20 protein-coding genes and 1 pseudogene are annotated in these 24,871 nt (G+C 72.2%); 9 read left to right on the top strand and 12 right to left on the bottom strand.

All coding sequences use genetic code 11. From position 1 onward, the window contains the following. Window positions 1-38: 38 nt before the first annotated feature. A complete protein-coding gene (locus IEY56_RS10110) occupies window positions 39-1,337 on the bottom strand; it encodes an ArsB/NhaD family transporter (RefSeq protein WP_189036782.1) in 1,299 nt (432 codons plus the stop codon). Window positions 1,338-1,717: 380 nt separating this feature from the next. On the opposite strand from IEY56_RS10110, the gene IEY56_RS10105 reads away from it, so the two are divergent. Both IEY56_RS10105 and IEY56_RS10100 read left to right on the top strand, forming a co-directional pair. Next, window positions 1,718-2,671: a HAMP domain-containing sensor histidine kinase gene (locus IEY56_RS10105; protein WP_189036781.1), complete on the top strand. Its 954-nt coding sequence runs from the start codon at window positions 1,718-1,720 to the stop codon at window positions 2,669-2,671. Next, complete coding sequence (locus IEY56_RS10100) at window positions 2,668-3,336, top strand: response regulator (protein ID WP_189036780.1); 669 nt, start codon at window positions 2,668-2,670, stop codon at window positions 3,334-3,336. The genes IEY56_RS10105 and IEY56_RS10100 overlap by 4 nt, the downstream gene beginning before the upstream one ends. 80 nt (window positions 3,337-3,416) lie before the next feature. On the opposite strand, the gene IEY56_RS10095 is transcribed toward IEY56_RS10100, so the two are convergent. After that, window positions 3,417-4,505: an S-(hydroxymethyl)mycothiol dehydrogenase gene (locus tag IEY56_RS10095; protein WP_189036779.1), complete on the bottom strand. Its 1,089-nt coding sequence runs from the start codon at window positions 4,503-4,505 to the stop codon at window positions 3,417-3,419. A gap of 252 nt (window positions 4,506-4,757) precedes the next feature. Here IEY56_RS10095 and IEY56_RS10090 point away from each other — a divergent pair, with 252 nt between their 5' ends. Next, window positions 4,758-5,645, top strand: coding sequence for an HAD family acid phosphatase (locus IEY56_RS10090; protein WP_189036778.1), 888 nt, complete (start codon window positions 4,758-4,760; stop codon window positions 5,643-5,645). A 132-nt stretch (window positions 5,646-5,777) separates the two neighbouring features. Further along, a complete protein-coding gene (locus IEY56_RS10085) occupies window positions 5,778-6,770 on the top strand; it encodes a threonine ammonia-lyase (RefSeq protein ID WP_189036777.1) in 993 nt (330 codons plus the stop codon). Window positions 6,771-6,958: 188 nt separating this feature from the next. On the opposite strand, the gene IEY56_RS10080 is transcribed toward IEY56_RS10085, so the two are convergent. The 8 genes from IEY56_RS10080 to hrcA form a co-directional block, all read right to left on the bottom strand. Continuing rightward, window positions 6,959-7,228, bottom strand: coding sequence for a hypothetical protein (locus tag IEY56_RS10080; protein ID WP_199810807.1), 270 nt, complete (start codon window positions 7,226-7,228; stop codon window positions 6,959-6,961). Window positions 7,229-7,421: 193 nt separating this feature from the next. Further along, complete coding sequence (locus tag IEY56_RS10075) at window positions 7,422-8,282, bottom strand: alpha/beta fold hydrolase (RefSeq protein ID WP_229711758.1); 861 nt, start codon at window positions 8,280-8,282, stop codon at window positions 7,422-7,424. Between the two features lie 30 nt (window positions 8,283-8,312). Next, window positions 8,313-9,269: a ribonuclease Z gene (locus IEY56_RS10070; RefSeq protein ID WP_189036776.1), complete on the bottom strand. Its 957-nt coding sequence runs from the start codon at window positions 9,267-9,269 to the stop codon at window positions 8,313-8,315. Between the two features lie 12 nt (window positions 9,270-9,281). Continuing rightward, window positions 9,282-9,659, bottom strand: a complete 378-nt coding sequence (locus IEY56_RS10065; protein WP_045863322.1) for a histidine triad nucleotide-binding protein — start codon at window positions 9,657-9,659, stop codon at window positions 9,282-9,284. Window positions 9,660-9,781: 122 nt separating this feature from the next. After that, window positions 9,782-10,537, bottom strand: coding sequence for a 16S rRNA (uracil(1498)-N(3))-methyltransferase (locus IEY56_RS10060; protein WP_189036775.1), 756 nt, complete (start codon window positions 10,535-10,537; stop codon window positions 9,782-9,784). Next, complete coding sequence (locus IEY56_RS10055) at window positions 10,534-11,634, bottom strand: nitronate monooxygenase (protein WP_189036774.1); 1,101 nt, start codon at window positions 11,632-11,634, stop codon at window positions 10,534-10,536. Before IEY56_RS10055 ends, IEY56_RS10060 begins: the two co-directional genes overlap by 4 nt. A 156-nt stretch (window positions 11,635-11,790) precedes the next feature. Continuing rightward, window positions 11,791-12,924: a molecular chaperone DnaJ gene (gene dnaJ / locus IEY56_RS10050; protein ID WP_189036773.1), complete on the bottom strand. Its 1,134-nt coding sequence runs from the start codon at window positions 12,922-12,924 to the stop codon at window positions 11,791-11,793. Then, entirely contained in the window at window positions 12,925-13,941 is a 1,017-nt protein-coding gene (gene hrcA, locus IEY56_RS10045; RefSeq protein WP_189036772.1) for a heat-inducible transcriptional repressor HrcA, read from the bottom strand. It lies immediately after the preceding gene. A 209-nt stretch (window positions 13,942-14,150) separates the two neighbouring features. Between hrcA and IEY56_RS10040 the strand changes: the two genes are divergently transcribed. The 3 genes from IEY56_RS10040 to hemW all read left to right on the top strand — a co-directional run bounded on the left by IEY56_RS10040 (window position 14,151) and on the right by hemW (window position 17,159). Then, window positions 14,151-14,924: an MBL fold metallo-hydrolase gene (locus IEY56_RS10040; RefSeq protein ID WP_189036771.1), complete on the top strand. Its 774-nt coding sequence runs from the start codon at window positions 14,151-14,153 to the stop codon at window positions 14,922-14,924. An 11-nt stretch (window positions 14,925-14,935) separates the two neighbouring features. Next, window positions 14,936-15,790 carry a DUF3097 domain-containing protein gene (locus IEY56_RS10035; RefSeq protein ID WP_189036770.1) on the top strand — a complete coding sequence of 285 codons (855 nt, stop codon included), beginning with the start codon at window positions 14,936-14,938 and terminating at the stop codon, window positions 15,788-15,790. 130 nt (window positions 15,791-15,920) lie between these two features. Then, window positions 15,921-17,159: a radical SAM family heme chaperone HemW gene (hemW, locus tag IEY56_RS10030; protein WP_189036769.1), complete on the top strand. Its 1,239-nt coding sequence runs from the start codon at window positions 15,921-15,923 to the stop codon at window positions 17,157-17,159. Between the two features lie 57 nt (window positions 17,160-17,216). Here the strand turns inward: hemW and IEY56_RS10025 are convergent, their stop codons facing one another. Continuing rightward, a complete protein-coding gene (locus IEY56_RS10025; RefSeq protein ID WP_189036768.1) occupies window positions 17,217-19,157 on the bottom strand; it encodes a SpoIIE family protein phosphatase in 1,941 nt (646 codons plus the stop codon). Window positions 19,158-19,336: 179 nt separating this feature from the next. On the opposite strand from IEY56_RS10025, the gene IEY56_RS10020 reads away from it, so the two are divergent. Continuing rightward, window positions 19,337-21,994 (top strand): hybrid sensor histidine kinase/response regulator, encoded by a 2,658-nt coding sequence (locus IEY56_RS10020; RefSeq protein WP_444544888.1) that lies wholly within the window; start codon window positions 19,337-19,339, stop codon window positions 21,992-21,994. Further along, window positions 21,991-22,530 (top strand): annotated as a pseudogene (locus IEY56_RS10010) (response regulator); the annotation flags it as partial. The gene IEY56_RS10020 and the pseudogene IEY56_RS10010, both read left to right, overlap by 4 nt. A 281-nt stretch (window positions 22,531-22,811) precedes the next feature. Here the strand turns inward: IEY56_RS10010 and IEY56_RS10005 are convergent. Beyond that, window positions 22,812-24,731 carry an AMP-dependent synthetase/ligase gene (locus IEY56_RS10005; protein ID WP_189036766.1) on the bottom strand — a complete coding sequence of 640 codons (1,920 nt, stop codon included), beginning with the start codon at window positions 24,729-24,731 and terminating at the stop codon, window positions 22,812-22,814. Window positions 24,732-24,871 lie beyond the last annotated feature (140 nt).

Below are 24,871 nucleotides of genomic sequence, written 5' to 3'. Positions count from 1 at the left end.
GGGGGCGGGCTTCGGATCGGGGACAGGCGGCTTCGGGGTCAGGCGAAGGCGAAGTAGCGCAGCCAGACGTAGACGGCCGCGACGCAGACGGTCATGGCAGTGACGAGCAGGCCGTACCGGGAGAACTTCCAGAAGGAGATGTGGTGGCCGCTGCGGTCGGCGATGCCGACGACGACCACGTTGGCCGAGGAGGCGATGATCGTCGCGTTGCCGGCGAGGTCCGCGCCGAGGGCGAAGGCCCACCACAGCACGCCCGCCTCGGCGGTGCCGCCGGAGGCGCCCACGATCTCGGAGACGATGGGGCTGACGGAGGCGACGAACGGGATGTTGTCGATGACCGCCGAGGGGACCACGGAGCCGAAGAGCAGCGTCATCGCCGTACCGAACAGTTGGCCCTCGGTCGCCTCCGCCGCCATCTTGCCGAGGTCGCCGATGATGCCGGTCTGCACCATCGCGCCGACCATCACGAACAGCCCGGTGAAGAACGCCAGCGTCTCCCACTCCACGTCGCGCGCCACTTCGCCCGCGTCGAGCCTGGAGACCGCCAGCAGCACCAGTCCGCCGGAGATGGCGACCACCGCAGGCTCGATGTGCAGAGCGGTGTGCAGCACGAAGCAGGCCATCACCGCGGCGACCACCACGCCGCTGATGATGAGCAGCCTCGGGTTCGTGATGGCCTCCCGCTCGTCCATCTCCATGACCGTCTTGGCGCGTTCGGCGTCGTAGCGGAAGGCGGAGCGGAACATCCACCGGCTCACGAGGGCGAAGAGCAGCACCAGGACCACGGCGATGGGCGCCATGTGCACCAGGAAGTCGTTGAACGACAGTCCCGCGCGGGAGCCGATGATGATGTTGGGCGGGTCCCCGATGAGCGTGGCGGCGCCGCCGATGTTGCAGGCCATGACCTCCGCGATCAGGTACGGCACCACGGGGACGCCGAGGCGGCGGCAGACGACGATCGTCACGGGTGCGATCAGCAGGACCGTGGTGACGTTGTCGAGCCAGGCCGAGAGGAACGCGGTCGCCAGGATCAGCAGCACCATCAGCCGGTACGGCCTGCCCTTGGCCTTCTTGGCAGCCCAGATGGCGACGTACTCGAAGATGCCGGTCCTCTTCAGCACCGCGACTATCAGCATCATCCCGAGCAGCAGGAAGATGACGTTCCAGTCGATTCCCGCGTGCGCGGAGAAGAAGGCGTGCTCGGAGTCGGTGGCGCCGATGGCCAGCATGGCGACCGCTCCCCCGAGCGCGGCTGCGACGCGGTGCACCCGTTCCGTGGCGATCAGGACGTAGGTGACCGTGAAGACCCCTACGGCGAGCCAGGCGGTGACGGACATCGACGTTCCCCTCTTGACGTGGACGTGGCGGCCCCGCCGGCCGGCATGCACCTACCGAGATCCCGCCTGCCCCGGAGCGTCCGCCGCCGCAGGGCGCGTAAGCGCCGGGCGGATGGGACGGGGGCTGGACTGGTGTCCATGATCTTCTGGGGCCCCTTCGCGGGACCATCCGTCGCGCCACCCATTTCCGGAGGTGGCAGACGTGTAAGGAGCTACGGGCCCACCGGGTGAAAATGGGTGCCGGTCCCGATGGACGGAACGTGAGCGGAACCCGCAGGGTTGGAGTACGGCCAGCGGAACCCTCCGTCACGCGAGCCGCCCGGCCAGGCCCAGGACCGGGCCGGAGGGCGCCGGGGCCGATGTGAGGAGGCCGTTGAGCTGTGTCCCTTTTCTGGCGGATCTTTTCGCTCAACGCCGCGGTGCTCACCGTGGCCACCGCCATGCTGCTGCTCGGTCCCGTCACGGTCTCGACCCCGGTGCTGCTCACCGAGGCGCTGGTCCTCAGCGCGGGCCTCGGGTCGATGCTCGTCGCCAACGGGGTCCTGCTCCGGCTCGGTCTCGCCCCGCTGCAGCGCCTCACCCGCGCCATGACCACGACCGACCTGCTCCGGCCCAGGCCACGTCCGGCGGTCGCGGGGCAGGGCGAGATCCCCGACCTGATCAGGACGTTCAACACGATGCTCGACCGGCTGGAGGCCGAACGCGCGGCCAGCGCGGCCCGCGCCCTGTCCGCTCAGGAGGCCGAACGCCGCCGCATCGCGCAGGAGTTGCACGACGAGATCGGGCAGACGCTCACGGCCGTCCTGCTCGAGATGAAAAGGGTGGCGGACCACGCTCCCCCGCCGGTGCGGGCCGAGCTCCACAGCGTCCAGGAGAGCACCCGTGACAGCCTCGACGAGATCCGCCGCATCGCGCGCAGGCTCCGCCCCGGGGTACTGGAGGAACTGGGGCTCGTCAGCGCACTGAAGTCGCTGACCGCCGAGATCCCCGCGCACAGCAGGATCAGCGCGCGGAACCGCCTGGAGAAGGACCTGCCCGCCCTGGAGGAGGAGACGGAACTGGTTCTCTACCGAGTCGCACAGGAGAGTCTCACCAACACTCTCCGCCACGCCGACGCCCGCAACGTGGAACTGTCCCTGTGCCGCACCCCCTCCGGCCTCCAGCTCCGCGTCCGCGACGACGGCCGGGGGCTGCGGGGAGCGCCGGAGGGCGCCGGCATCCGCGGCATGCGCGAGAGGGCGCTGCTGGTCGGCGCCGAACTCACGGTCGGCGGCGCCCCGGGCGGCGGCACCGAGGTGCGCCTCGACGTACCGCTGAGAGGCCAGGCCCGATGACCACGGCCACTCCGGCGGCGAAGACCCGCATCCTGCTCGCCGACGACCACGCGCTCGTGCGGCGCGGTGTCAGGCTCATCCTCGACAGCGAACCGGACCTGACGGTGGTCGCCGAGGCCGGCGACGGAGCCGAGGCCATCGAGAGGGCCCGTGCCGAGCGGCCCGACCTCGCCATCCTCGACATCGCCATGCCGCGCCTGACGGGGCTGCAGGCGGCTCGCGAACTCTCCCGGCTCCTGCCGGAAATGCGCATCCTCATCCTGACGATGTACGACAGCGAGCAGTACTTCTTCGAAGCCCTCAAGTCGGGCGCCGCCGGCTACGTGCTGAAGTCCGTCGCCGACCGGGACCTCGTCGAGGCGTGCCGTGCCGCGATGCGCGACGAGCCGTTCCTCTACCCCGGGGCGGTCACCGCCCTGATCCGCAACTACCTGGACCGGGCGCGGGACGGCGACAAGCTGCCCGCCCGTGCCATCACGGACCGCGAGGAGGAGATCCTCAAGCTCGTCGCCGAGGGGCACACGTCCAAGGAGATCGCGGACCTGCTCCTGATCAGCGCGAAGACCGTCGAGCGGCACCGGGCCAACCTGCTGCAGAAACTGGGCCTGAGGGACCGGCTGGAGCTGACCCGGTACGCGATCAGGGCCGGTCTCATCGAACCGTAGTGCTGTGAGGGTGCCTGAGCGGCCAGGGCCCCCTCACGTCCCGTCGGCGGGCCGGGTCCGCCCCGGCCCGCCGGCGCGGGTCAGAACACCACGACCGAGCGCAGCACGTCTCCCGCCTCCATGCGCGAGAACGCCTCCTCCACGTCGTCCAGGGCGACGCGCTCGGTGACGAACTTGGCCAGGTCCAGGCGGCCCTGCTGGTGGAGGTCGATCAGCATGGGGAAGTCGCGGGACGGCAGGCAGTCGCCGTACCAGGAGGACTTCAGCGAACCGCCGCGGCCGAAGACGTCCAGCAGCGGCAGCTCCAGGCGCATCTCCGGAGTGGGCACGCCGACCAGCACCACGGTCCCGGCCAGGTCGCGGGCGTAGAAGGCCTGTTCGTAGGTCTCGGGCCGGCCGACCGCCTCGATGACGACGTCCGCGCCGAAGCCGCCCGTCAGCTCCCTGACGGCCTCGACCGGGTCGCTCGTGCGGGAGTTCACGGTGTGCGTGGCCCCCATGGACTCGGCCAGGGCGAGCTTGCGGTCCTCGATGTCGACGGCGATGATGCGGGACGCCCCGGCCAGCCGGGCCCCCGCGATCGCCGCGTCGCCCACTCCGCCGCAGCCGATGACGGCGACGGTGTCGCCCCGTCCCACCGCCCCGGTGTTGATCGCCGCGCCGATGCCGGCCATCACGCCGCAGCCCAGCAGCCCGGCCACGGCGGGCGACACCTCAGGATCCACCTTGGTGCACTGCCCGGCGGCGACCAGCGTCTTCTCGGCGAAGGCCCCGATGCCGAGGGCGGGCGAGAGCGGCGTTCCCGAGCCGGCGAGGGTCATCTGGCGGCTCGCGTTGTGCGTGTCGAAGCAGTACCAGGGCCGCCCGCGGCTGCAGGCGCGGCACTGCCCGCACACCGCGCGCCAGTTGAGGATCACGAAGTCGCCGGGCTCCACCTCGGTGACGTTCTCCCCCACTGACTCGACGACTCCGGCGGCCTCGTGACCGAGCAGGAACGGGAAGTCGTCGTTGATCCCTCCCTGCTTGTAGTGCAGATCGGTGTGGCAGACACCGCATGCCTGCACCTGGACCACGGCGTCGCCGGGGCCGGGGTCCGGCACCGTCACGGTCTCCACGCGCACGGGCTCGTTCTTGCCCGGCGCGACGACTCCACGCACCTGTTGTGCCATCAGGCCCTCCGCAATCCGTCCGCCGCGCCACCTCGTCGTGGCGCGGCTCCCGTCTGTCTTCGCCCGTACGACCGGGTGTTACGGCCCAACTCTGCCGTCCGCCGGGCGGACCGTCGACCATGCGGCCGGGTGTCGCCGTTGGGCAAAGTTCTCCCCTCGTACGTGGAGAAGGGCCGCGGGCCTCTGTTAGCTTCCCCTCGCCCGACGCCGGAACCGGCGTCCCACCAGCCCGAAGTACCTGGAGCCCCCCACATGTCCAGCAACGACGACCGTTCGAAGCACGTCGAGAACCCCCGTCCCCTGCGTGCGCTGACGGCCACTCGCGGCGCGCGCGTCGCCGCCCTCACCGTCGCCGCCGCTCTGGCGGGGAGCGCCCTGTTCGGAGCCGGCCAGGCGACGGCGGACAACTCCGGCCGGTCCGGGGCCGAGCCGCCGGTGACGGACCGCGACATCCCCAACATCGACAAGGTCAAGGAGCAGATCGCGGACTACTACGGGGACATCGAGACCCCGGACGGCGAGCACTACGCCTCCCCGAAGAGCGACTACGCCAAGCAGGTGCGCGGCATAGCGGCGAGCGCCCAGCGCGACCTGAAGAAGGCCCTCGCCAAGGCGAGCGAGGGCGAGAGCGAGGATGGCGGCGGACGGCACGGGAAGAAGCCGGCGGTGGTCTTCGACGTCGACGACACCACCCTCCTCACCTACAACTTCGAGCAGCAGATCGGCTACGACTTCGACGAGAAGGCCCAGGACGAGTACCTGCGCACCACCGACATGGACGCGGTCTTCGGGATGAAGAAGCTCGTCAACTGGGCTCACGAGAAGGGCATCACGGTCTTCTTCCTCACCGGGCGCGCCGAGCACCAGCGGGACTGGAGCGTCCGCAACCTGGAGAACGTGGGCTACGAGGCTCCCGTCGACCGCAAGCACTTCTTCCTGAAGAACAAGGAGAACCCGCCGCCGTACCTGGAGTGCGGTGCGGACTGCACGACCGTCGAGTACAAGTCGGGGACGCGCAAGCACATCGAGTCCCAGGGCTACCGGATCCTCGGCAACTTCGGCGACCAGTTCAGCGACCTCAAGGGCGGCCACGCGGAGCGGAAGTACAAGATGCCCAACCCCATGTACTTCCTGCCGTAGCGCGAGCGCAGCCGCAGGTGAGGGGCGAAGGGGCAGCCGGCTGCCGCTTTTGCGACGGCCTGGGTGAGGATGGGGGTCTCCGGCCCGCGGCAGCCGGAGCGCCCCATCCGCATCCCGGCAGAGGAGCACCGCATGAGCAGCAGTCCGCCCACCGGCCCCGTCACCCTGCAGGACGTCCGCGAGGCCGCCGCCCGGCTGGAGGGGGTGGCGCACCGTACGCCCGTGCTCCACTCCCGCACGCTGGACCGGCTCGTGGGCGCGGAGACCTACCTGAAATGCGAGAACTTCCAGCGGATAGGGGCGTTCAAGTTCCGCGGCGCCTACAACGCGATCGTGCGGCTGTCGCCGGAGCAGCTGTCGCGCGGCGTGGCGGCCTACTCCTCCGGCAACCACGCGCAGGCAGTGGCACTGGCGGCCCGGGAGCTGGGCAGCAAAGCCGTCATCGTCATGCCGGAGGACAGCCCCCAGTCCAAGCTGGACGCCACCGCCGCGTACGGCGCCGAGATCGTCACGTACGACCGCTACACGCAGGACCGCGTCGAGCTGGGCGAGCAGCTCGCCGAGGAGCGCGGGCTGACGCTCGTGCCTCCCTACGAGAGCCCGCACATCATCGCCGGGCAGGGCACCGCCGCCCTCGAACTGCTCGACAAGACCGGTGAGTTGGACGCCATCTTGGTTCCCGTCGGAGGCGGCGGGCTGGCCGCGGGCACCTCGGTCGCGGCGACCGCGCTGCATCCGCGGATACGCGTGATCGGCATCGAGCCAGAGGCGGGGGACGACACGCACCGCTCCCTCGCGGCCGGACGCCGGGTCGAGCTGGACGCCGTTCCGCGCACCATCGCCGACGGGCAGGGCGCCGTCACACCGGGCGAACTGACCTTCTCCGTCAACCAGCGGCTGCTCGACAGCGTGGAGTTGGTGAGCGAGAAGGAGATCCTCGCGGCGATGCGGTTCGCCTTCGAGCGTCTGAAGATCGTCGTGGAGCCGAGCGGGGCGACGGGCCTGGCCGCGCTGCTCGCCGGGCGCGTCGACCCGCTTCCGTCCCGCGTCGGCGTCGTCATCTCCGGCGGCAACGTGGGCATGCACCGCTTCATGGAGCTCATGGAGGCCGGCGAGCCGGCCTGAACGCCGCCCCGCGGGGGCCTTAAACGGGCGAAGGGCGAGAGCCGCAAGGGCGTCGCCGCACATGGAGAACGGCCGGTACCTGGGTTCGGTACCGGCCGTTCCGCTCGACGGGCATCCCCTGGCCCCCCGAGTTCACGGGTCACCCCCCGCGATTCACTAAGGTCGGCTCCTCGCCGCCCGCGCCGCGCTCACTGGCAGCCGGCGGCCTGCCTGCGCTGCTGGATGAGGTCGATGACGGCCTGCCGGTTGGCGATTCGTGCCTCCGACTGCGCGTCGGGGTTCGCCTTCTGGGCGGCGATGAAGTTCTGGTTGTTCTGCAGGGCCTGATCGAGTCCGGCGCACGCCTCCGCCGCCTGGCTCGTGCTCACCGTCACGGCGGCGATCCCCGCCACCATGGCGACGGCGCTCACGCCCGCGACGACCTTGTGCTTCCTGCTCATCCTCCGCTTACGGGACATGACTGCTCCAGTTCTGAAGTCGAACGGATTCGGTGTGCCCCCACGGCCCTTCGAAAGTACGGATACGGCGCGGCCGTCGCGGAGTTGTTGTCAGAGCCCAGCAAGGAACTTGACGCGGGGTCCGTGTTGTACGTGGCGTCCGTCGTGCTCCCGGGACCCTGGGACCGGACGTATGCGGCGGCCCGTCCCCCGCTCATCGCGCGAGGAAGTCCGCGATGGCCTCCGCCACGCCTTCCGCGTCGTCGTCGTGGACCCAGTGGCCCGCGCCGGGGAACTCCACGAGCCGGGTGCGGCTTCTGCGCCGGCACATCTCCCGGGCCGCTGCCGCGCTCAGCATCGGGCTCTCACCGCCGCGGAGCAGCAGCGCGGGGCAGCTGGAGCCGAGCCAGTCCGCCCACCAGTCGCCCATGCCGCTGTCCTGCACGGCCATCATGTCGTCCCAGTCGAACAGCAGCTCCCAGCGCGTCCCTTCGGGCGTCCGCCGCCGTACGGCGCTCTGCAGGAAGTAGCCGCCGTCCGGGACCCCGGCCGCTTCGATCGCCGCACCCAGCTCCTCGCGGGACGCGGCCGAGCGGGGCCACCCGCGCACGTCCAGTACGGGGTGGGCGACCTCCGGGCGGCGCAGGACCGCGCCGACGTCCTCGACGATCAGCGAGGAGACCGTCTCGGGGTACGCGGCAGCCAGTTGGAAGGCCACGACGCCTCCCCGGGAGTGGCCGAGCACCGGCAGCGGGCCGAGGCCCAGGTGTTCGACGAAGGCCGCCGCGTCGGCGACGAACGCCCGCGCGCCGTAGTCCTCCGCGCGTGCGCTGTGCCCGTGCCCCCGCAGATCGGGCGCGATGATGCGGAAACGGCCCTCCGCACACCGCGCGAGTGGTGCGAAGACCGAGCCCCGGCCGAAGGTGCCGTGCAGTGCGAGCAGCGGCGGGCCGCACCCGCCGAAGTCCACCCACGCCACGGTGCGGCCCGCGATGTCGCTCGCGTGATGCGCCGGGGAAGCACCCCGCGGCGGCGTCCCGCTCTCCCCTCCACGCGGGGAACCCTCCTCGTTCACGTCCGCGACCGTAACCCGCGGGAGGCGGGGTCAGCTGCGCCTTTTCGGCACGGGGACCCGCATCAGGTCCTCCGCCACCGTCAACTCCCCCTCGAAACCGGCCTTCCTGGCCTGCTCGGCGAAGAGCGAGGGGTCGGTGTAGCGCTGCGAGAAGTGCGTGAGGACGAGGCTGCGCACGCCCGCCTCCGCGGCCGCCCGGCCTGCCTGCCCCGCCGTGAGGTGGCCGTGCTCCTCGGCCAGCGACACGTCGTCGTCGAGGAACGTGGACTCGATGACGAGCAGGTCGCAGTCCTGGGCGAGAGCGTGCACCCCGTCGCACATCCGGGTGTCCATGACGAAGGCGAAACGCTGGCCGCGCCGGGTGACGCTGACGTCCTCCAGCCGCACGCCCCTCAGTTCGCCCTCGCGCTGGAGTCTCGCGACGTCGGGGCCGCGGATGCCCTCCGCCGCGAGCCGTTCCGGCAGCATGCGGCGGCCCTCGGGCTCCACCAGCCGGTAGCCGTACGACTCGACGGGATGGGACAGCCTGTGCGCGGTGAGGGCGAAGGGCGGGGCCTCCCCGGCCGCCTCGGCCCGCTCCCCGGAGGAGCCCGGGGCCGGCGTCACCTCCACCCTGCCCGGTCCGTCGACGGGCCGCTCGTCCAGACGCACGGTCTCCCGGTACGCGGTCGCGTGGCGCAGCCTGTCGAAGAAGCGCTGCCCGCTCGCGGGGTAGTGCGCCGTGACGGTGTGCGGCACCCGGTCGAGGTTGATGCGCTGGATGACTCCGGCGAGACCCAGCGAATGGTCACCGTGGAAGTGCGTGACGCAGATGCGCGTCAGGTCGTGGGCCGCCACGCCGGCGCGCAGCATCTGCCGCTGGGTGCCCTCGCCCGGATCGAAGAGGATGCCGTGCCCGTCCCACAGCAGGACGTAGCCGTTGTGGTTGCGGTGCCGGGTGGGGACCTGGCTGGCGGTGCCCAGCACTACCAGTTCACGCTGCGACATGCAGGTCCGGCCTCAGCCGGGCGGCCAGTTCAGGCCGCGCCCGCCGAGTACGTGGGCGTGCGCGTGGAAGACCGTCTGGCCCGCGCCGGCGCCCGTGTTGAACACGATGCGGTAGCCGGAGCCCGGGCCCGTCTCCGAGGGGACGATGTTCTCGTCCTCGGCCACCGCGCCCGCCTCGGCCAGCACCTCGGCGGCGAGCTGCGGCTCGGCCGCGGCGAGGGAGGCGGCGTCCGCGTAGTGCGCCTTGGGGATCACGAGGACGTGGGTGGGCGCCTGGGGGTTGATGTCGCGGAACGCGATGATCCTCTGCGACTCGCGCACGACGGTCGCCGGGACGTCACCCGCCACGATCTTGCAGAACAGGCAGTCCGCCTGGGGTTCTCCAGCCATGCAGGGATGCTACCTGTGCGGGCCGGAAGGGCACCCCGCGCGAACCCCTCGGTCCGCGGCCACGGCCGGGCCCGGCGCCGGCCAGGACGAACAGCCCCGGAACGCCGCCCGGGAGCCGCGGGTCAGGACCAGCGCCCGGAACGTGCCATCAGCAGCGCCGTCGCCGCCGTCCCGGCGGTGGAGGTGCGCAGCACCGTCGGCCCCAGCCGGCAGGGCCGCGCCCCGGCCTCCGCGAAGGACGCCAACTCCTCCGGGGCGACGCCCCCTTCGGGGCCCACGACCAGCACGATGCCGCCGTCCGCGGGGAGTTCGGCCGCGGAGAGCGACTCACTGCCCTCCTCGTGCAGCACGACGCCCAGCCCGGCGTCGCGCAGCACCTGGGCGACCTGCGCCGTCGTCGCGAGGTCCGCGACCTCCGGGAACCTCAGCCTGCGAGCCTGCTTGCCCGCCTCCCGCGCCGCGGACTGCCACTTGCGCAGCGACTTCGCACCGCGTTCCCCGCGCCACTGCGTCACGCAGCGCGAAGCGGCCCACGGCACGATCCGGTCCACCCCGGTCTCCGTCAGCATCTCCACGGCCAGCTCGCCGCGGTCGCCCTTCGGCAGCGCCTGCACGACGGTGATCAGCGGCCTGGGCTCCGCCTCCGCCAGCACGGAGGTGACCGCCACCTCCAGGCGGTCCTTGCCCGAGACGTTCCCTACGGTGCCCGCGACGCCTGTCCCCGCGCCGTCCGTGAGGACGACCTCCTCGCCCGGCCGCAGCCGCTTCACCGACACCGCGTGCCGCCCCTCCGGGCCCTCCAGCACGACGGTGCCGCCGCCGGAACGCACGGCGTCCGCCAGTTCCCCGCCGTCCGCCAGGAAGACCGGGGCCGTCATGCCCCGCTCCCCGGGACGCCGCGCTTCAGCAGCGCCTCGCGGGCCACGGTCAGCTCCGTCACCAGGACGTCCATGAGCTGCGCTGCCGGAAGATCCCGCGCGAGCCGGTGGCCCTGCCCCGCCCACAGCGCCATCCCCTGGGGGTCCTTCGCCTTGGCCGCCGCCTTCCGCACGCTCGCCGTCAGATGGTGCACGTGGGGGTAGGCGGCCGGGGCGTACCGGCCGTGCTCCCTCAGGAAGCGGTTGACCAGTGCGCGCGCGGGACGTCCCGTGAACGCGCGTGTCATCGCGGTGCGGTTGAAGAGCGGGTTCGTCATGGCCTCCTTGTGCACCGGGTCGGCACCCGACTCCGGGCACACCAGGAAGGCCGTGCCGAGCTGCGCGGCGACCGCCCCCGCCGCGAGAACGGCGGCGATCTGCCGGCCGCGCATGACACCGCCCGCCGCGATGACGGGCAGCCGCACCGCCTCCTTGACGTGCGCCACGAGCGAGAGCAGGCCGAGGGCGCTGCCGGTGCCGTCCTCCTGCGGGTCGTCGCGGTGGGTGGCCTGGTGGCCTCCCGCCTCGGTGCCCTGCACGCAGACGGCGTCGGCCCCCGACCACTCCGCGACCTGCGCCTCGGCAACGGAGGTGACGGTCACCACCGTGTACGTGCCGCGCTTGTTGAAGCGCTCCAGCACGCCCCGCGTGGGGCAGCCGAAGGTGAAGGAGACGACGGGGACGGGGTCGTCGAAGAGGATCGCGAGCTTCGCCTCGTAGGCGTCGTCGGTGGCGTGGTCGGTGTCGCCGAGCTCCGTCTCGTACCACATCGCCTCGCCGCCGAGCTGGGCGCGGTAGCGCTCCAGCGACCCCGCGTCGGCGTGGTCGGGCTGCGGCATGAACAGGTTGACGCCGAACGGGCGTTGGGTGAGCCCGCGCAGCTGCTTGATGTCCTCGTACATGGCTTCCGGCGTCTTGTAGCCGGCGGCGAGGAAGCCCAGTCCGCCCGATTCGCTGACCTTGCCCGCTAGTTCCGGACAGGACACGCCGCCCGCCATGGGCGCCTGCACTATCGGATGCTCCGTGAAGTCGGAGAGCGCGCTCAGCGGGATGGACATGCGCTCATCCTGCCACGCGGCGCCTCCACGCCTCGCGGGTACCGCCCCGCCCGGGAGCCCGCCGCCGCGGGAGAGCCCGCCACCCGCCGCGGCGGCACGGGCCGGGCGGGCGCGGCGGGACGGTCCGTATCCGCGCGGACGTCAACCCGCCGCCGCTCAGCGGCCGTTGAACGCGTCCTTGAGGCGGGAGAAGAGCCCCTGCTGGCCGGGCTGGAACTGCCCGGTGGGCCGCTCCTCGCCGCGCAGCTTCGCCAGCCGCCGCAGCAGCTCCTCCTGCTCCGGCTCCAGGTTGCTCGGCGTCGTCACCTCGACGTGGACGATCAGCTGGCCGCGCCCGCCGCCCCGCAGATGCGTGATGCCGCGCTCGTGCAGCGGGATCGACTGGCCGGACTGCGTGCCCGGCCGGATGTCGACCTCTTCCACGCCGTCCAGCGTCTCCAGCGGCACCTTCGTGCCGAGCGCCGCCGCCGTCATGGGGATGGTCACCGTGCAGTGCAGGTCGTCGCCGCGCCGCTGGAACGTCGAGTGCGACTTCTCGTGGATCTCGACGTACAGGTCGCCCGCCGGGCCGCCGCCCGGACCGACCTCGCCCTCGCCCGCGAGCTGGATGCGGGTGCCGTTGTCGACGCCCGCGGGGATCTTCACCGTCAGGCTGCGGCGCGAGCGGATGCGGCCGTCCCCGGCGCACTCGGGGCAGGGCGTCGGCACGACCGTGCCGAACCCCTGGCACTGCGGGCACGGGCGCGACGTCATGACCTGGCCCAGGAAGGAGCGGGTCACCTGGGAGACCTCGCCCCGCCCTCGGCACATGTCGCAGGTCTGCGCCGAGGTGCCCGGCGCCGCACCTTCGCCGCTGCAGGTGTTGCAGACGACCGCGGTGTCGACCTGGATCTCCTTCGTCGTGCCGAAGGCCGACTCCTCCAGGTCGATGTCGAGCCGGATCATGGCGTCCTGGCCGCGCCGCGTACGGGACCTGGGGCCCCGCTGCGAGGCCGTCCCGAAGAACGCGTCCATGATGTCGGAGAAGTTGCCGAAGCCCGCGCCGCCGAAGCCGCCGCCACCACCGCCGGCGCCGCCCGTCGGGTCGCCGCCGAGGTCGTAGACCTGCTTCTTCTGCGGGTCCGAGAGGATCTCGTAAGCGGTGTTGATCTCCTTGAACCGCTCCTGCGTCTTCGGGTCCGGATTGACGTCCGGGTGCAGCTCGCGCGCCAGCCTGCGGAAGGCCTTCTTGATCTCGTCCTGCGAGGCGTCGCGCTGCACGCCGAGGACCGCGTAGTAGTCCGCCGCCACTTACGACTCCGCGAGGATCTGTCCGACGTACCGTGCCACTGCGCGTACAGCTCCCATCGTTCCGGGGTAGTCCATGCGGGTCGGTCCGACCACGCCGAGCTTGGCGACTGCTTCGTCGCCCGAACCGTAGCCGACCGAAACCACCGACGTGGAACTCAGCCCTTCGTGGGCATTCTCATGCCCGATTCTTACGGTCATTCCGGGGTCTTTCGCCTCTCCGAGCAGCTTCAGCAGCACGACCTGCTCCTCCAGCGCCTCCAGCACCGGCCGGATCGTCAGGGGGAAGTCGTGCCCGAAGCGGGTGAGGTTGGAGGTGCCGCCGATGATCAGCCGCTCCTCCGTCTCCTCGACCAGGGTCTCCAGCAGGGTCGCGAGGACGGTCGAGACCGTGCCCCGGTCGTCGCCGTCGAAGGCCTCCGGAAGGTCCTGCACCAGGGAGGGTACGTCCGTGAAGCGCTGACCCACGACCCGGCTGTTCAGCCGTGCGCGAAGATCGGCGAGGGCGTCCTCGCCCATCGGGGCCGGGGTGTCGATGAGGCGCTGCTCGACACGGCCGGTGTCGGTGATCAGCACCAGCATCAGCCGGGCCGGAGCGAGCGACAGCAGCTCGACGTGCCGCACCGTGGAGCGGGTCAGCGACGGGTACTGCACGACGGCGACCTGCCTGGTCAGCTGCGCCAGCAGACGCACCGTGCGCCCCACCACGTCGTCGAGGTCGACGGCGCCCTCGAGGAAGTTCTGGATCGCCTTGCGCTCCGGGGAGGACAACGGCTTCACGCCGGCCAGCTTGTCGACGAAGAGGCGGTAGCCCTTGTCCGTGGGAATACGGCCCGCGCTGGTGTGGGGCTGCGCGATGTACCCCTCGTCCTCCAGGACCGCCATGTCGTTGCGCACCGTCGCCGGCGAGACCTGGAGGTTGTGCCGCTCCGTCAGCGCCTTGGAACCCACGGGTTCCTCCGTGCCCACGTAGTCCTGGACGATCGCGCGCAGAACTTCGAGCCTGCGTTCACTGAGCAACGCGCACACCTCCCGTCCAGCCTTGCCGCGCTCGCACTGGGGGCGCAGAGCCTCCGGCCTCCGGCCGTCTCCTGCGCCTTGGCACTCTCCCCGACGGAGTGCCAAATCCCCTGGGTCAGTGTACGGCCGGTAGCCGTGGCCGGGGCAAGAGCCGCCCGATTGAAGGTACCGCGCGCACGGATTCCGGGAACTCCCGTTAGCGTCACCGCATGGCCGCAGAAAGGGAAGACGCGGGAGGGCCCGCGGCCCGCGAGCGCTCCGCGAGCGGCTGGGAGGAGCTGGCGCCGGGTGTGGTGCGGCGCAGGCTCCCCCGCTGGGACGCGACGGTGGGCGCGGTGCGCGGCACGTCGGGGCTGCTGCTGGTGGACGCCGGAGCGAGCGTCGAGGAGGGCGCGCGCGTCCGCGACGAGCTGCTCGGCATGTTCGGGCTGCCCGTGACCCGGGTGGTGCTCACGCACCCCCACTTCGACCACGTACTGGGGGCGGCGTCGTTCACCGCGGCGCGGGTCTACGCGGCCGCCGGCATGGACGTCCGTCTGGCCGGTGCCGGCGAGGAGTTGCGGCGGGACGCGGAGCACCACGGAATGCCCGGGGACGAGGCGGCGGCGTCGGCGGAGTCCCTGGCCGTGCCCGGGCACGCTGTCCGCGGCGAGCTCACGCTGTCGCCGGGCGGGCGGGAGGTGGTCCTGGTGGACCTGGGCGCCGCGCACAGCCCGCACGATCTGGCGGTCGTGGTGCGGGGCACCGGCGAGGGCGGCGCGGACGGCAGGACGGTCGTCTTCTGCGGAGACCTCGTCGAGGAGTCCGGTGAGCCGCAGGCCGGCCCCGACGCCTCGCCCGCACTGTGGCCCGCCGCCCTGGACCGGCTGCTGTCGCTCGGCGGGCAGGACGCGCTGTACGTGCCGGGGCACGGCGCCGTCGTCGACGCGGCGTTCGTACGCGCGCAACGGGACGGCCTGGCGCGGCGCTTCGCGCAGTCGTGAAGAATGCCGTCATGCGCAGCCGTTCCTATGACTCCGACCTGACCCCGCCGTGGAAGAAGCGGCAGCCCGTGCCGGAGGTCCCGGCGGACCCCGGGCTCGTGGTGGAGGAGATCACCACGGGCTACTGCGGCGCGGTGATCCGCACGGAGAAGACGGCGGAGGGGCCGACCGTCACCCTCGAGGACCGGTTCGGCAAGCACCGCGTCTTCCCCATGGAACCGCGCGGCTTCCTGCTGGAGGGCAGGACGGTCACGCTCGTCAGGCCGCAGCGGCCTTCCGTCGGCGACCGTGCCGGAGGCGGGGGCGCTGCGGCGCCGCAGCGCACCGCGTCGGGATCGCTGGCGGTGCCGGGGGCCCGGGCCCGTGTGGCGCGTGCGGGCCGCATCTACGTCGAGGGACGGCACGACGCGGAGCTGGTCGAGAAGGTCTGGGGCGACGATCTGCGCATCGAGGGCGTGGTGGTCGAGTACCTGGAGGGCGTCGACGATCTTCCCGCCGTCGTGCGGGAGTTCGGGCCGGGCCCGGACGCGCGCCTCGGCGTGCTGGTCGACCACCTCGTGCCGGGTTCGAAGGAGTCCCGCATCGCGGCGGAGGTCACCGGCGACGACGTCCTGGTCGTCGGCCACCCGTACATCGACATCTGGGAGGCCGTGAAGCCGTCGTCCGTGGGGATCGACGCCTGGCCGCGGGTGCCGCACGGGCAGGACTGGAAGACGGGCGTGTGCCGGGCGCTTGGCTGGCCCGAGAACACGGGGGCGGCGTGGCAGCGCATCCTCGGCCGCGTGCAGACCTACCGCGATTTGGAGCCGGCTCTGCTCGGCAGGGTCGAGCAGCTCATCGACCACGTGACGGTCGGCTTCTCCTGAGCCGCGGGCCCGCCCGCCGGCCGTCGCGGCGCCCGCCGGGCCCGGCCGCCCCCGCTCGCCGGACGGTCCGCCGCGGCGGATCACCCGCCCGTCGTCGTGGACCGTCCGCCCGTCACGGACAATGGGACGCATGCCCTCCGCACTGCCCGACGGCGAGCCCGTGCCCGAGAGCGGCGCACTGCCGCCGGAAGCCCTGGCCGGCCGCGAAGACCGGCCCCTGGGCTTCTACCTGCACGTCCCGTACTGCGCCACCCGCTGCGGCTACTGCGACTTCAACACCTACACCGCGGGCGAGCTGCGCGGCGCCGGGGGCGTCCTCGCCTCCCGCGAGAACTACGCGGCGACCCTGACGGACGAGATCCGCCTCGCCCGCAAGGTGCTCGGGGACGATCCGCGCCCCGTGGAGACGGTCTTCGTCGGCGGCGGCACACCGACCCTCCTCCCGGCCGGCGACCTCGCGCGGATGCTCTCCGCCGTGCGGGACGAGTTCGGGCTGGCGCCCGGCGCCGAGGTGACGACCGAGGCGAACCCCGAATCGGTGGACGCCCGCTACCTGGCGGAGCTGCGGGCCGCGGGGTTCAACCGGATCTCCTTCGGCATGCAGAGCGCACGCCCCCACGTCCTGGAGGTTCTGGACCGCACACACACCCCCGGGCGCCCGCAGGCATGCGTGGAGGAGGCTCGAGCCGCCGGCTTCACGCACGTCAACCTCGACCTGATCTACGGGACGCCCGGCGAGACGGACGACGACTGGCGCGCCTCCCTCGACGCCGCTCTCGCCGCCTCCCCCGACCACGTCTCGGCCTACGCCCTGATCGTCGAGGAGGGCACGCAGCTCGCCCGCCGCATCCGCCGCGGCGAGGTCCCCATGACGGACGACGACGTGCACGCGGACCGCTACCTCATCGCCGACGAGACGCTTACCGCCGCGGGTCTGACCTGGTACGAGGTCTCCAACTGGGCTGCCGCGGACGACCCTTCCGCCCCCTGCCGGCACAACGAGCTGTACTGGACGGGCGCGGACTGGTGGGGCGGCGGACCTGGAGCCCACAGCCATGTGGGCGGGGTGCGCTGGTGGAACGTCAAACACCCGGCGGCCTACGCGCAGGCCCTGGCCGGGGGCCGCTCCCCCGGCGCGGGCCGAGAGGTCCTCGGCCCGGAGGACCGGCGCGTGGAGCGGATCCTCCTGGAGCTGCGCCTCAAGGCCGGCTGCCCGCTGGACCTGCTCGCTCCGGACGGCACGTCCGCCGCGCGGCGGGCGCTCGCCGACGGCCTGCTCGAAGCAGGACCGTACAAGCGGGGGCGGGCGGTGCTCACACTGCGGGGGCGGCTGCTGGCCGACGCCGTCGTGCGCGACCTGGTCGACTGACCCTCACGCGGCCGGGCGGGGGCGCGCGTGCGGCACGAGCCGGGGCGGCAGCCCGGATCAGCCCTCTTCGCGTGCCTGAGGTTCGTGTGCCGGTTCGCACGTCTGCCGTTCGCGTGCCTGCAGTACGAGCATCGCCAGGTCGTCCACGGGGGCTCCGTCCCCGAAGTCGTGCACCGCGCGGCGGACCCGCTCGGCCGTCGCCCCGGCGGACAGTCCGCCGCAACCGGCCAGCGCCGCGGACAGGCCGTCGCCGTCGTCGAACTGCCGTGCGCCGGACCGCCGTTCTGTGACTCCGTCCGTCACGCACAGCAGCGTCTCGCCCGGCCGCAGCACCACGCTCTGGCTCTCGTAGCCGACGTCCTCCACGACGCCGAGCAGCAGTTGCGGCTCCGCCGCCGCCCGCACCTCGCCCGAGAGCGTCCGCACCAGGGGGAGCGGATGCCCCGCACACACCAGCGTGCACTCCACGCCGCCGTCCGGGAGGGGCGCCAGCTCGCCGTAGACGAGTGACAGGAAGCGGGTCTGCTCGCCCACCTCCCGGTTGAGGCGGTCCATGACCTGCCGCACGTCGTACCCCTCGCGTGCCAGCAGCCGCAGCACCGGCCGCGCCAGACCGGTGACGACGGCGGCCTCGGGGCCGTTTCCGCACACGTCGCCGAGCGCGAACCGCCAGCGTCCGTCGCCCACTTCGAAGAAGTCGTAGAAATCGCCCCCGGCCCACGAGCCCTCACCCGCCGGTTCGTAGACGACCGACGTCGCCACGCCGGGGATGGCCACGTCGCCGGTCGGCAGCAGCCCGCGCTGGAGCACCCGGCTGATGGTCGCCTGCCGGGTGTAGCGCCGCGCGGAGAGCACGGCGAGAGCGACGCGGCGGGCGAAGTCCTCGACGATGCCGATCACTTCGTCGGGGAGGCGCACGAGGCCCGCACGCCCTATGACGAGGCTGCCCACCGTGCGTCCGCCCACGGCGAGACGGCAGCCCGCAGCGGCGCCGCCCGGCCCGTACGCGGACGCCTGCCCGGGCCACGGCAGGGGGACGGCCTGCCCGGAGAGCGTCCGTTTCGACAGCGCGGGAGGCGACTTCTCGAGTTCCGCACGGAGTTCGTCCATGCGGTCCTCCTGGGAGTGCCACACGCGCGCCAGCCGGGGCGGAGCGGGCGTGTCGGCGTCGGCGAGCCACACGGCGCACCAGTCGGCGAAGCGCGGCACCAGCAACTGCCCTGCCAGGGACGCCACTCGGTCCTCGTCCGTCTGCCCGGCGAGCAGGTCGGACGCCTCCGCCAGGAAGGAGAGGATGCCGTGGTTGACCCAGTCCGGGCCCCACTGGGCGCACTGCGCGGGACGCAGCGAGCTCGGTGCGAGCCTGCCCGTCAGGTTCAGCTCCTGGCCCGGCGAGGCGGGCGCCGCCACGTCGCTGTCCGGCCGGTCCGGTCCGCCGGCGGGACGCGCGGCGTCCGCCCGGTCAACGGTGCCGTCCGCCTGCCTGGGCAGCGTGAGGGTGGCCGGAGCGCCGTCCGCGCCACCGCCCGGGCGGTCAGCCGGCTGTTCCGCGGCGCGGCCGGCCGGCATGCCCTCCTCCGGGGCCTCCCCGGGCTGCCAGGGCAGCCGGAACCAGACCGTCTTGCCGCTCCTGCGGTAGCTGACGCCCCACTCCTCCGCGAGCGCGGCGACCAGGCGCAGCCCGAAGCCGGGGACGCTGCCGCCGCCCGCCTCGGGGTCGGCGGGCGCACGGGTCTCCACCGCACGCGTGGGGTGCCTGTCCTCGACCTCGACGACCAGGGCCTCGCCCTCGTGGCGGCACTCCAGGCGCACTCCCGTACCGGCGTGCACCACCGCGTTCGTCACCAACTCGCTCGCCAGCAGCACCGCGTCGGCGGAGGGGGCGTCGGGCATCCCCCACGCGCGCACTGCGCGGCCCACGAACGTACGGGCGGCCCAGGGCGACGTGGTCTCGCCCGGCAGTACGACCTCGGCCGTGAAGGAGTCCGGATCGGGCATGAGTTCCGACAAGCCGGACATGAGGCCGGTCGCGATGCCGGCCGGCGGCCCGTCATCCGGTACCACCCCTCCGGTTTCCCCCCACCACATCGCCATCGCCCCCACAGTGCCGCACCTCGACAGTTCTCCGATTAAAACCCGCACGGATACCGCAAGGGTGACAGACTGACCTGATTCATATGCGTCGAGTGACGAAACTGATGGGCGCAAAGATGAGTGGCGATGTCCACGGGCCAATGGACGGCCCCCCGGTTGCAGACAGCGGTCTGCGCCACGTCCTGCATGCTCTCCGGACCCTGCGCGACGGGGACTTCACCGCCCGCGTACATGTGGACGGCGACGCACCGCCGGGGCTGCACACGGAGATCGCGGAGACGGTGAACGAGCTCGCGGCGCGTACCGAGCACCTCTCCTCGGAGCTGGTCCGCCTACGCAACGACGTCGTCCGGCGTGGCCGGATTGACGAGCGGATGAGTGCGAGTCCCGGCCAGGGAGCGTGGACGGACACCGTACGCGCGGTCGATTCCCTTCTCGACACGGTGCTCGGCTCCCGTGCGGAGGCCACTCGCGTACTGCACGCCGTGGCCGACGGCGATCTCTCCCGCCGCGTCGAACTGCACGCGCGCGGCACGCCGCTGCGCGGCGAACTCCGCCGGCTCGGGCGCACGGTGAACCGCATGACCGACCAACTCGCCCTGTTCACCACCGAGGTGACCCGGGCCGCGCTCGACGAGGACGGGGAGGGCGGACGCGGTCAGGGCGGCAAGCACCACGGCCCGGTCACGCCGCACACCACCGTCCGCGGCCTGTCCGGCAGTTGGCGGGACGCCGCCGAAGCCGTCAACAGGATGGTCACCGACCTCCGCGAGACGACCCGCGCGAAGGAGTGGCTGGAGTCCAACCTGACGCGGCTCGCCTCCCTGATGCAGGGCCGCCGCGACATACGCGAGATCGCCGAACCGATCATGCGCGAGCTTCCGCCGCTCGTCGGGGCCCAGTTCGGCGCGTTCTTCCTCGCCAGGCGCTCGGAGGCCGGGACCGCACCGGGCGCGGAGGACCTGCGCTACGTCGCGGGGTACGGCACGGCGGCGTACGAACCGGGCGCACGGCCGCGCGGCGGCGTCACGGGGCACAGCCTGGTCGCCCAGGTCGCGGCGGAGAAGCGCCGGCTGGTGCTGACGGACCTGCCGCCGGACTACCTGCCGATCGGCTCCGGGCTCGGCGAGGCCCGTCCCGCGTGCGTGGTGATCCTTCCCGTGCTGTACGAGGACCGGCTGCTGGGCGTGCTGGAACTCGCCTCGTTCCAGGCGTTCAGCGACATCCACCTGGCCTTCTTCGACCAGTTCGTCCACACCATGGGCGTGGCCCTCCAGACCATCAGGGCGAACACGGAGCTGTCGGAGAAGGCGGCGCTGCTGGCGGCGTCCTCGCAGTACAAGACGCAGTTCCTCGCGAACATGTCGCACGAGCTGCGCACTCCGCTCAACTCCCTGCTCGTCCTGTCGCAGTTGCTCGCCGACAACGCGGGGGGCCGTCTGTCGTCCGAGGAAGTCCGCTTCGCCGAGACGATCCACCGCTCGGGCACGGACCTCCTGCTGCTGATCAACGACGTGCTGGACCTGGCGAAGATCGAGGCGGGCCGCATGGAGGCGCGTCCCCGGCGCCTCACGCTGCGCAAGCTGCTCACCTACGTCGAGGACACCTTCAGACCGCTCGCGCTCGACCGGGGGCTGGGCTTCTCGGTCAGCGCGGCGGAGGACGCCCCCGAGGAACTGCACGCGGACGAGCGCCGGTTGCAGCAGATCCTGCGCAACCTGCTGTCCAACGCCCTGAAGTTCACCTCCGAGGGCAGCATCAGCCTGCACGCCGCACCCGCCGCGGAGCCGGACGGCGACGGCGAGGCGCTGATCACCTTCACCGTCACCGACACCGGGATCGGCATCGCGACGGAGCAACTGCCCCGCATCTTCGAGGCGTTCCAGCAGGGCGACGGCTCCACGCACCGCACCTACGGCGGCACGGGCCTCGGGCTCGCCATCAGCCGTGAGCTGGCCGGGCTGCTGGGCGGCAGCATCACCGTGGAGAGCGTCCAGGGCAGCGGCAGCACGTTCACGCTGTGGGTGCCGGTGCACCGTGCGGCCGTCCCGCAGGCCGGGCAGGCCGGACAGCCCGCGCATCAGGGGCAGAAGGGGCTGCCGGGGCGGCCCGCCGAGCTGCCGGTGCCCCGCGACGGCAACGGCCAGGTCCCCCCGGACCCGGGGCGTGCGGCAGCGGGGCCCGGGACGGGCGGCGGCTCGGCACACGCGGGCACGGGCACGGGCGACGGCGCACGCGGCACGCCCCGGCCGTCCGGGACCGGGCTCCGCGCCGACCTGCGCGAGGAGGACGTCCTGGCCGCCTCCGCTCTCACGGAATGGCAGAACGGCCGCGCCGCCGAGGTCCTCCGGGGGACGCGGGTGCTGATCGCCGACGACGACATCCGCAACGTCTTCGCCCTCACGCACCTGCTCGGCCGGGTCGGCATGTCCGTGCGCTACGCGGAGAACGGCGTCGAGGCGCTGGCGTCCCTGGCACGCGAACCCGCCCCCGACCTGGTCCTGATGGACATCATGATGCCGGAGATGGACGGCTACGAGGCCATCCGCAGGCTCCGCGCCGATCCCCGCACCGCACACCTGCCGGTGATCGCCCTCACCGCGCAGGCCATGCCCGGCGACAGCGAGCAGTCGATGGCCGCCGGAGCGTCCGCGTACGTGCCCAAGCCGGTCGTCATCGAACAGCTCCTGGGCACCGTGCTCTCCCTGCTGGACCCTCACCACCCCACGAGGCAGCGATGACCACCGACTACTCGGCGCACATACCGCACAGCGCGTACCCCGGACCGACCGGCGAGGCCGGGGTGCTGCTGGTCGACGACAGGGAGGACAACCTCGTCGCGCTCGAAGCCGTGCTCGGCACGCTGGAGGTCCCTCTGGTCAGGGCCACTTCCGGCGAGGAGGCGATGAAGGCCCTGCTCCGCCAGGAGTTCGCGGTCGTCCTCCTCGACGTCCTGATGCCCGGCATGGACGGCTTCGAGACCGCCGCTCACATCAAGCGCCTCGACCAGACGCGGGACGTGCCGATCATCTTCCTCAGCGGCGCCGAGTCCGCCTCCGAGGCCGGGTACGCGTTCCGGGGCTACGCCACCGGTGCGGCGGACTACCTCACCAAGCCCTTCGACCCGTGGATGCTGCGCGCGAAGGTCTCCGTCTTCCTCGAACTCCACCGCAAGAACCGGCAGTTGCATGCGCTCCTGAGCTGCCAGCGCGACAGGCTCGGCGAGTTCGCACAGCGCCTGGAGGCGGTCGAGCGCCATCTGAGCCCGGACGGCCCCGCCGTCTTGGACGCGGGGACCGCTGCCGCGGGGGCCGCGGACCCAGGGGACGCCGGCACGGACGCCGCGGGCACCGGCGGAGCCTCCGCGGAGGAGCGGGCAGCGCACCGGATCGCGGACCTGCACGGACTCGCCGCCCGCGTCGCCGAGTTGGCGAAGGCCATGGAGGAGCTCCGGAACGACATGGCGTAGCGGCCGCGCGGAGAGCCGGCGGGCAGCCCGCACGCACAGCGGTGCCGGGCAGTCGCCCGACCACCCGGCACCGCTGACGGTCCTGCGTTCTACGCCTCGCGCGTTCCGGCGTACATCTCCTCGATGAGGTGCCCGAACTCCCGCTCCACGACGGGGCGCTTGAGCTTGAGGCTGGGCGTCAGCTCACCGTGCTCGATGTCCAGGTCGCGCGGAAGGACCCGGAACTTCTTGATGGTCTGCCAGCGCTGGAGACCGCTGTTCAGCTCCTCGACGTAGCCGTCCACCATGGCCCGGACCTCGTCGCTGGTGATGATCTCCGCATAGGGCTTGCCCTTGAGCGTCTCCTGCTCCTCCGCCCATGCCGTGAGGCTGACCTCGTCCAGGGCGATGAGGGCGGTGCAGAAGTTGCGGTCCGCTCCGTGCACCAGGATGTTCGAGACGTACGGGCAGAGGGCCTTGAACTGGCCTTCCACCTCGGCGGGGGCGATGTACTTGCCGCCCGACGTCTTGATCAGGTCCTTCTTCCGGTCGGTGATCCGCAGGTAGCCGTCCTCGGAGAGCTCACCGATGTCGCCGGTGTGGAACCAGCCGTCGTCCTCGAGGACTTCGGCCGTCTTGTCGGGCAGCCCGTGGTAGCCCTGCATGATGCCCGGACCGCGCAGCAGGATCTCGCCGTCCTCCGCGATGCGCACCTCGGTGCCGGGCAGCGGCTTGCCGACGGTGCCCGTGCGGTAGGCCTCGCCCGGGTTGACGAAGCTCGCGGCGGACGACTCGGTGAGGCCGTAGCCCTCCAGGATGTGGATGCCGGCGCCGGAGAAGAAGAAGCCGATGTCGGGGGCGAGCGCGGCGGAGCCCGATACGCAGGCGCGCAGCCGTCCGCCGAAGGCATCGCGGAGCTTGGCGTAGACGAGCCGGTCGGCCACGGCGTGCTTGGCCTTGAGACCCGCCGGAGCGGTGGCGTTGCCGGTGCGCCGGAAGTTCTCCTGGGTGACCTTGGCGTATTCGCGGGCGACTCCGGCCGCCCACTGGAAGATCTTGTACTTGGCGGCGCCGCCGGCCTTCGCCTTGGTCGCCACGCCGTTGTAGACCTTCTCGAATATCCGCGGCACGGCGGCCATGTACGTCGGCTGCACGACGGGGAGGTTCTCGATGATCTTGTCGATGCGCCCGTCGACGGCGGTCACGTGTCCGGCCTCGAGCTGGCCTGCGGTGAGCACCTTCCCGAACACGTGGGCCAGCGGCAGCCAGAGGTACTGCACGTCCTCGTCGGTCACCAGCCCGGACTGCGCGATGGCCTTGGCCATGTACGACCAGCAGTCGTGCGGCAGCCGCACGCCCTTGGGCTTGCCGGTGGTCCCGGAGGTGTAGATGAGCGTGGCCAGCTGGTCGGAGCGGAGCGCACCGATCGTGTCCGTGATGGCCTGCGGGTGCTTCTCCAGGTAGTCGCTGCCGCGGGAGATCAGCTCGTCGAGGGTGAGGACCCAGCCCTCGGGGTCACCGTGGTCCGGGCCCGAGGCGGCAGGGGCGCCCTCGGGGGTGGTGTCGCCCGGCTCGATGAGGACGACGTGCTTGAGGTTCGGCAGCTCTCCGCGGCGCTCGCGCACCTTCGCCAGCTGCTCGGCGTCCTCGGCGATCAGCACGCGGCTGTCGGAGTCCGCGAGGATGAACGCCGTCTCCTCGACGTTGGTGCTGGGGTAGATGGTCGTCGTCGCCGCGCCCGCGCACAGGATGCCCAGGTCGGAGAGGATCCAGTCGACTCGCGTCGCGGAGGCGATGGCGACGCGCTCCTCGGGTTGGACGCCCAGCGACATCAGGCCCGCGGCGATGCCGAACACGCGCTTCGAGGCCCCCGCCCAGGTGTAGCTGCGCCACTCGTCGGGTCCCTCACCGGACGCAGACGGGACGGGATAGCGGTAGGCCTCCGCGTCCGGGGCGGTCTCCACCCTTTCCAGGAAGAGCGTCGCCACGGAGGGCGGCCGGTTCTCGATCAGGGGTTGTGTGTCGCTCACGACATCCTCCGCTGGCCAGCGCTTCTGCTTGGTGACTTGCGCGATGAGCCTTGTTGACTCACGAGTAACTATGGGGGCGGGGGCCAGCCTAGAGGGCCGTGCCTCCTTACGTAAGGGGGTGCCGGTCCGCATTGACCTGA

This window comes from Streptomyces daqingensis (assembly GCF_014645895.1).
In the GTDB taxonomy this organism is placed as follows: domain Bacteria; phylum Actinomycetota; class Actinomycetes; order Streptomycetales; family Streptomycetaceae; genus Streptomyces; species Streptomyces daqingensis.
This window is presented reverse-complemented; position numbering and strand designations above follow the sequence as displayed.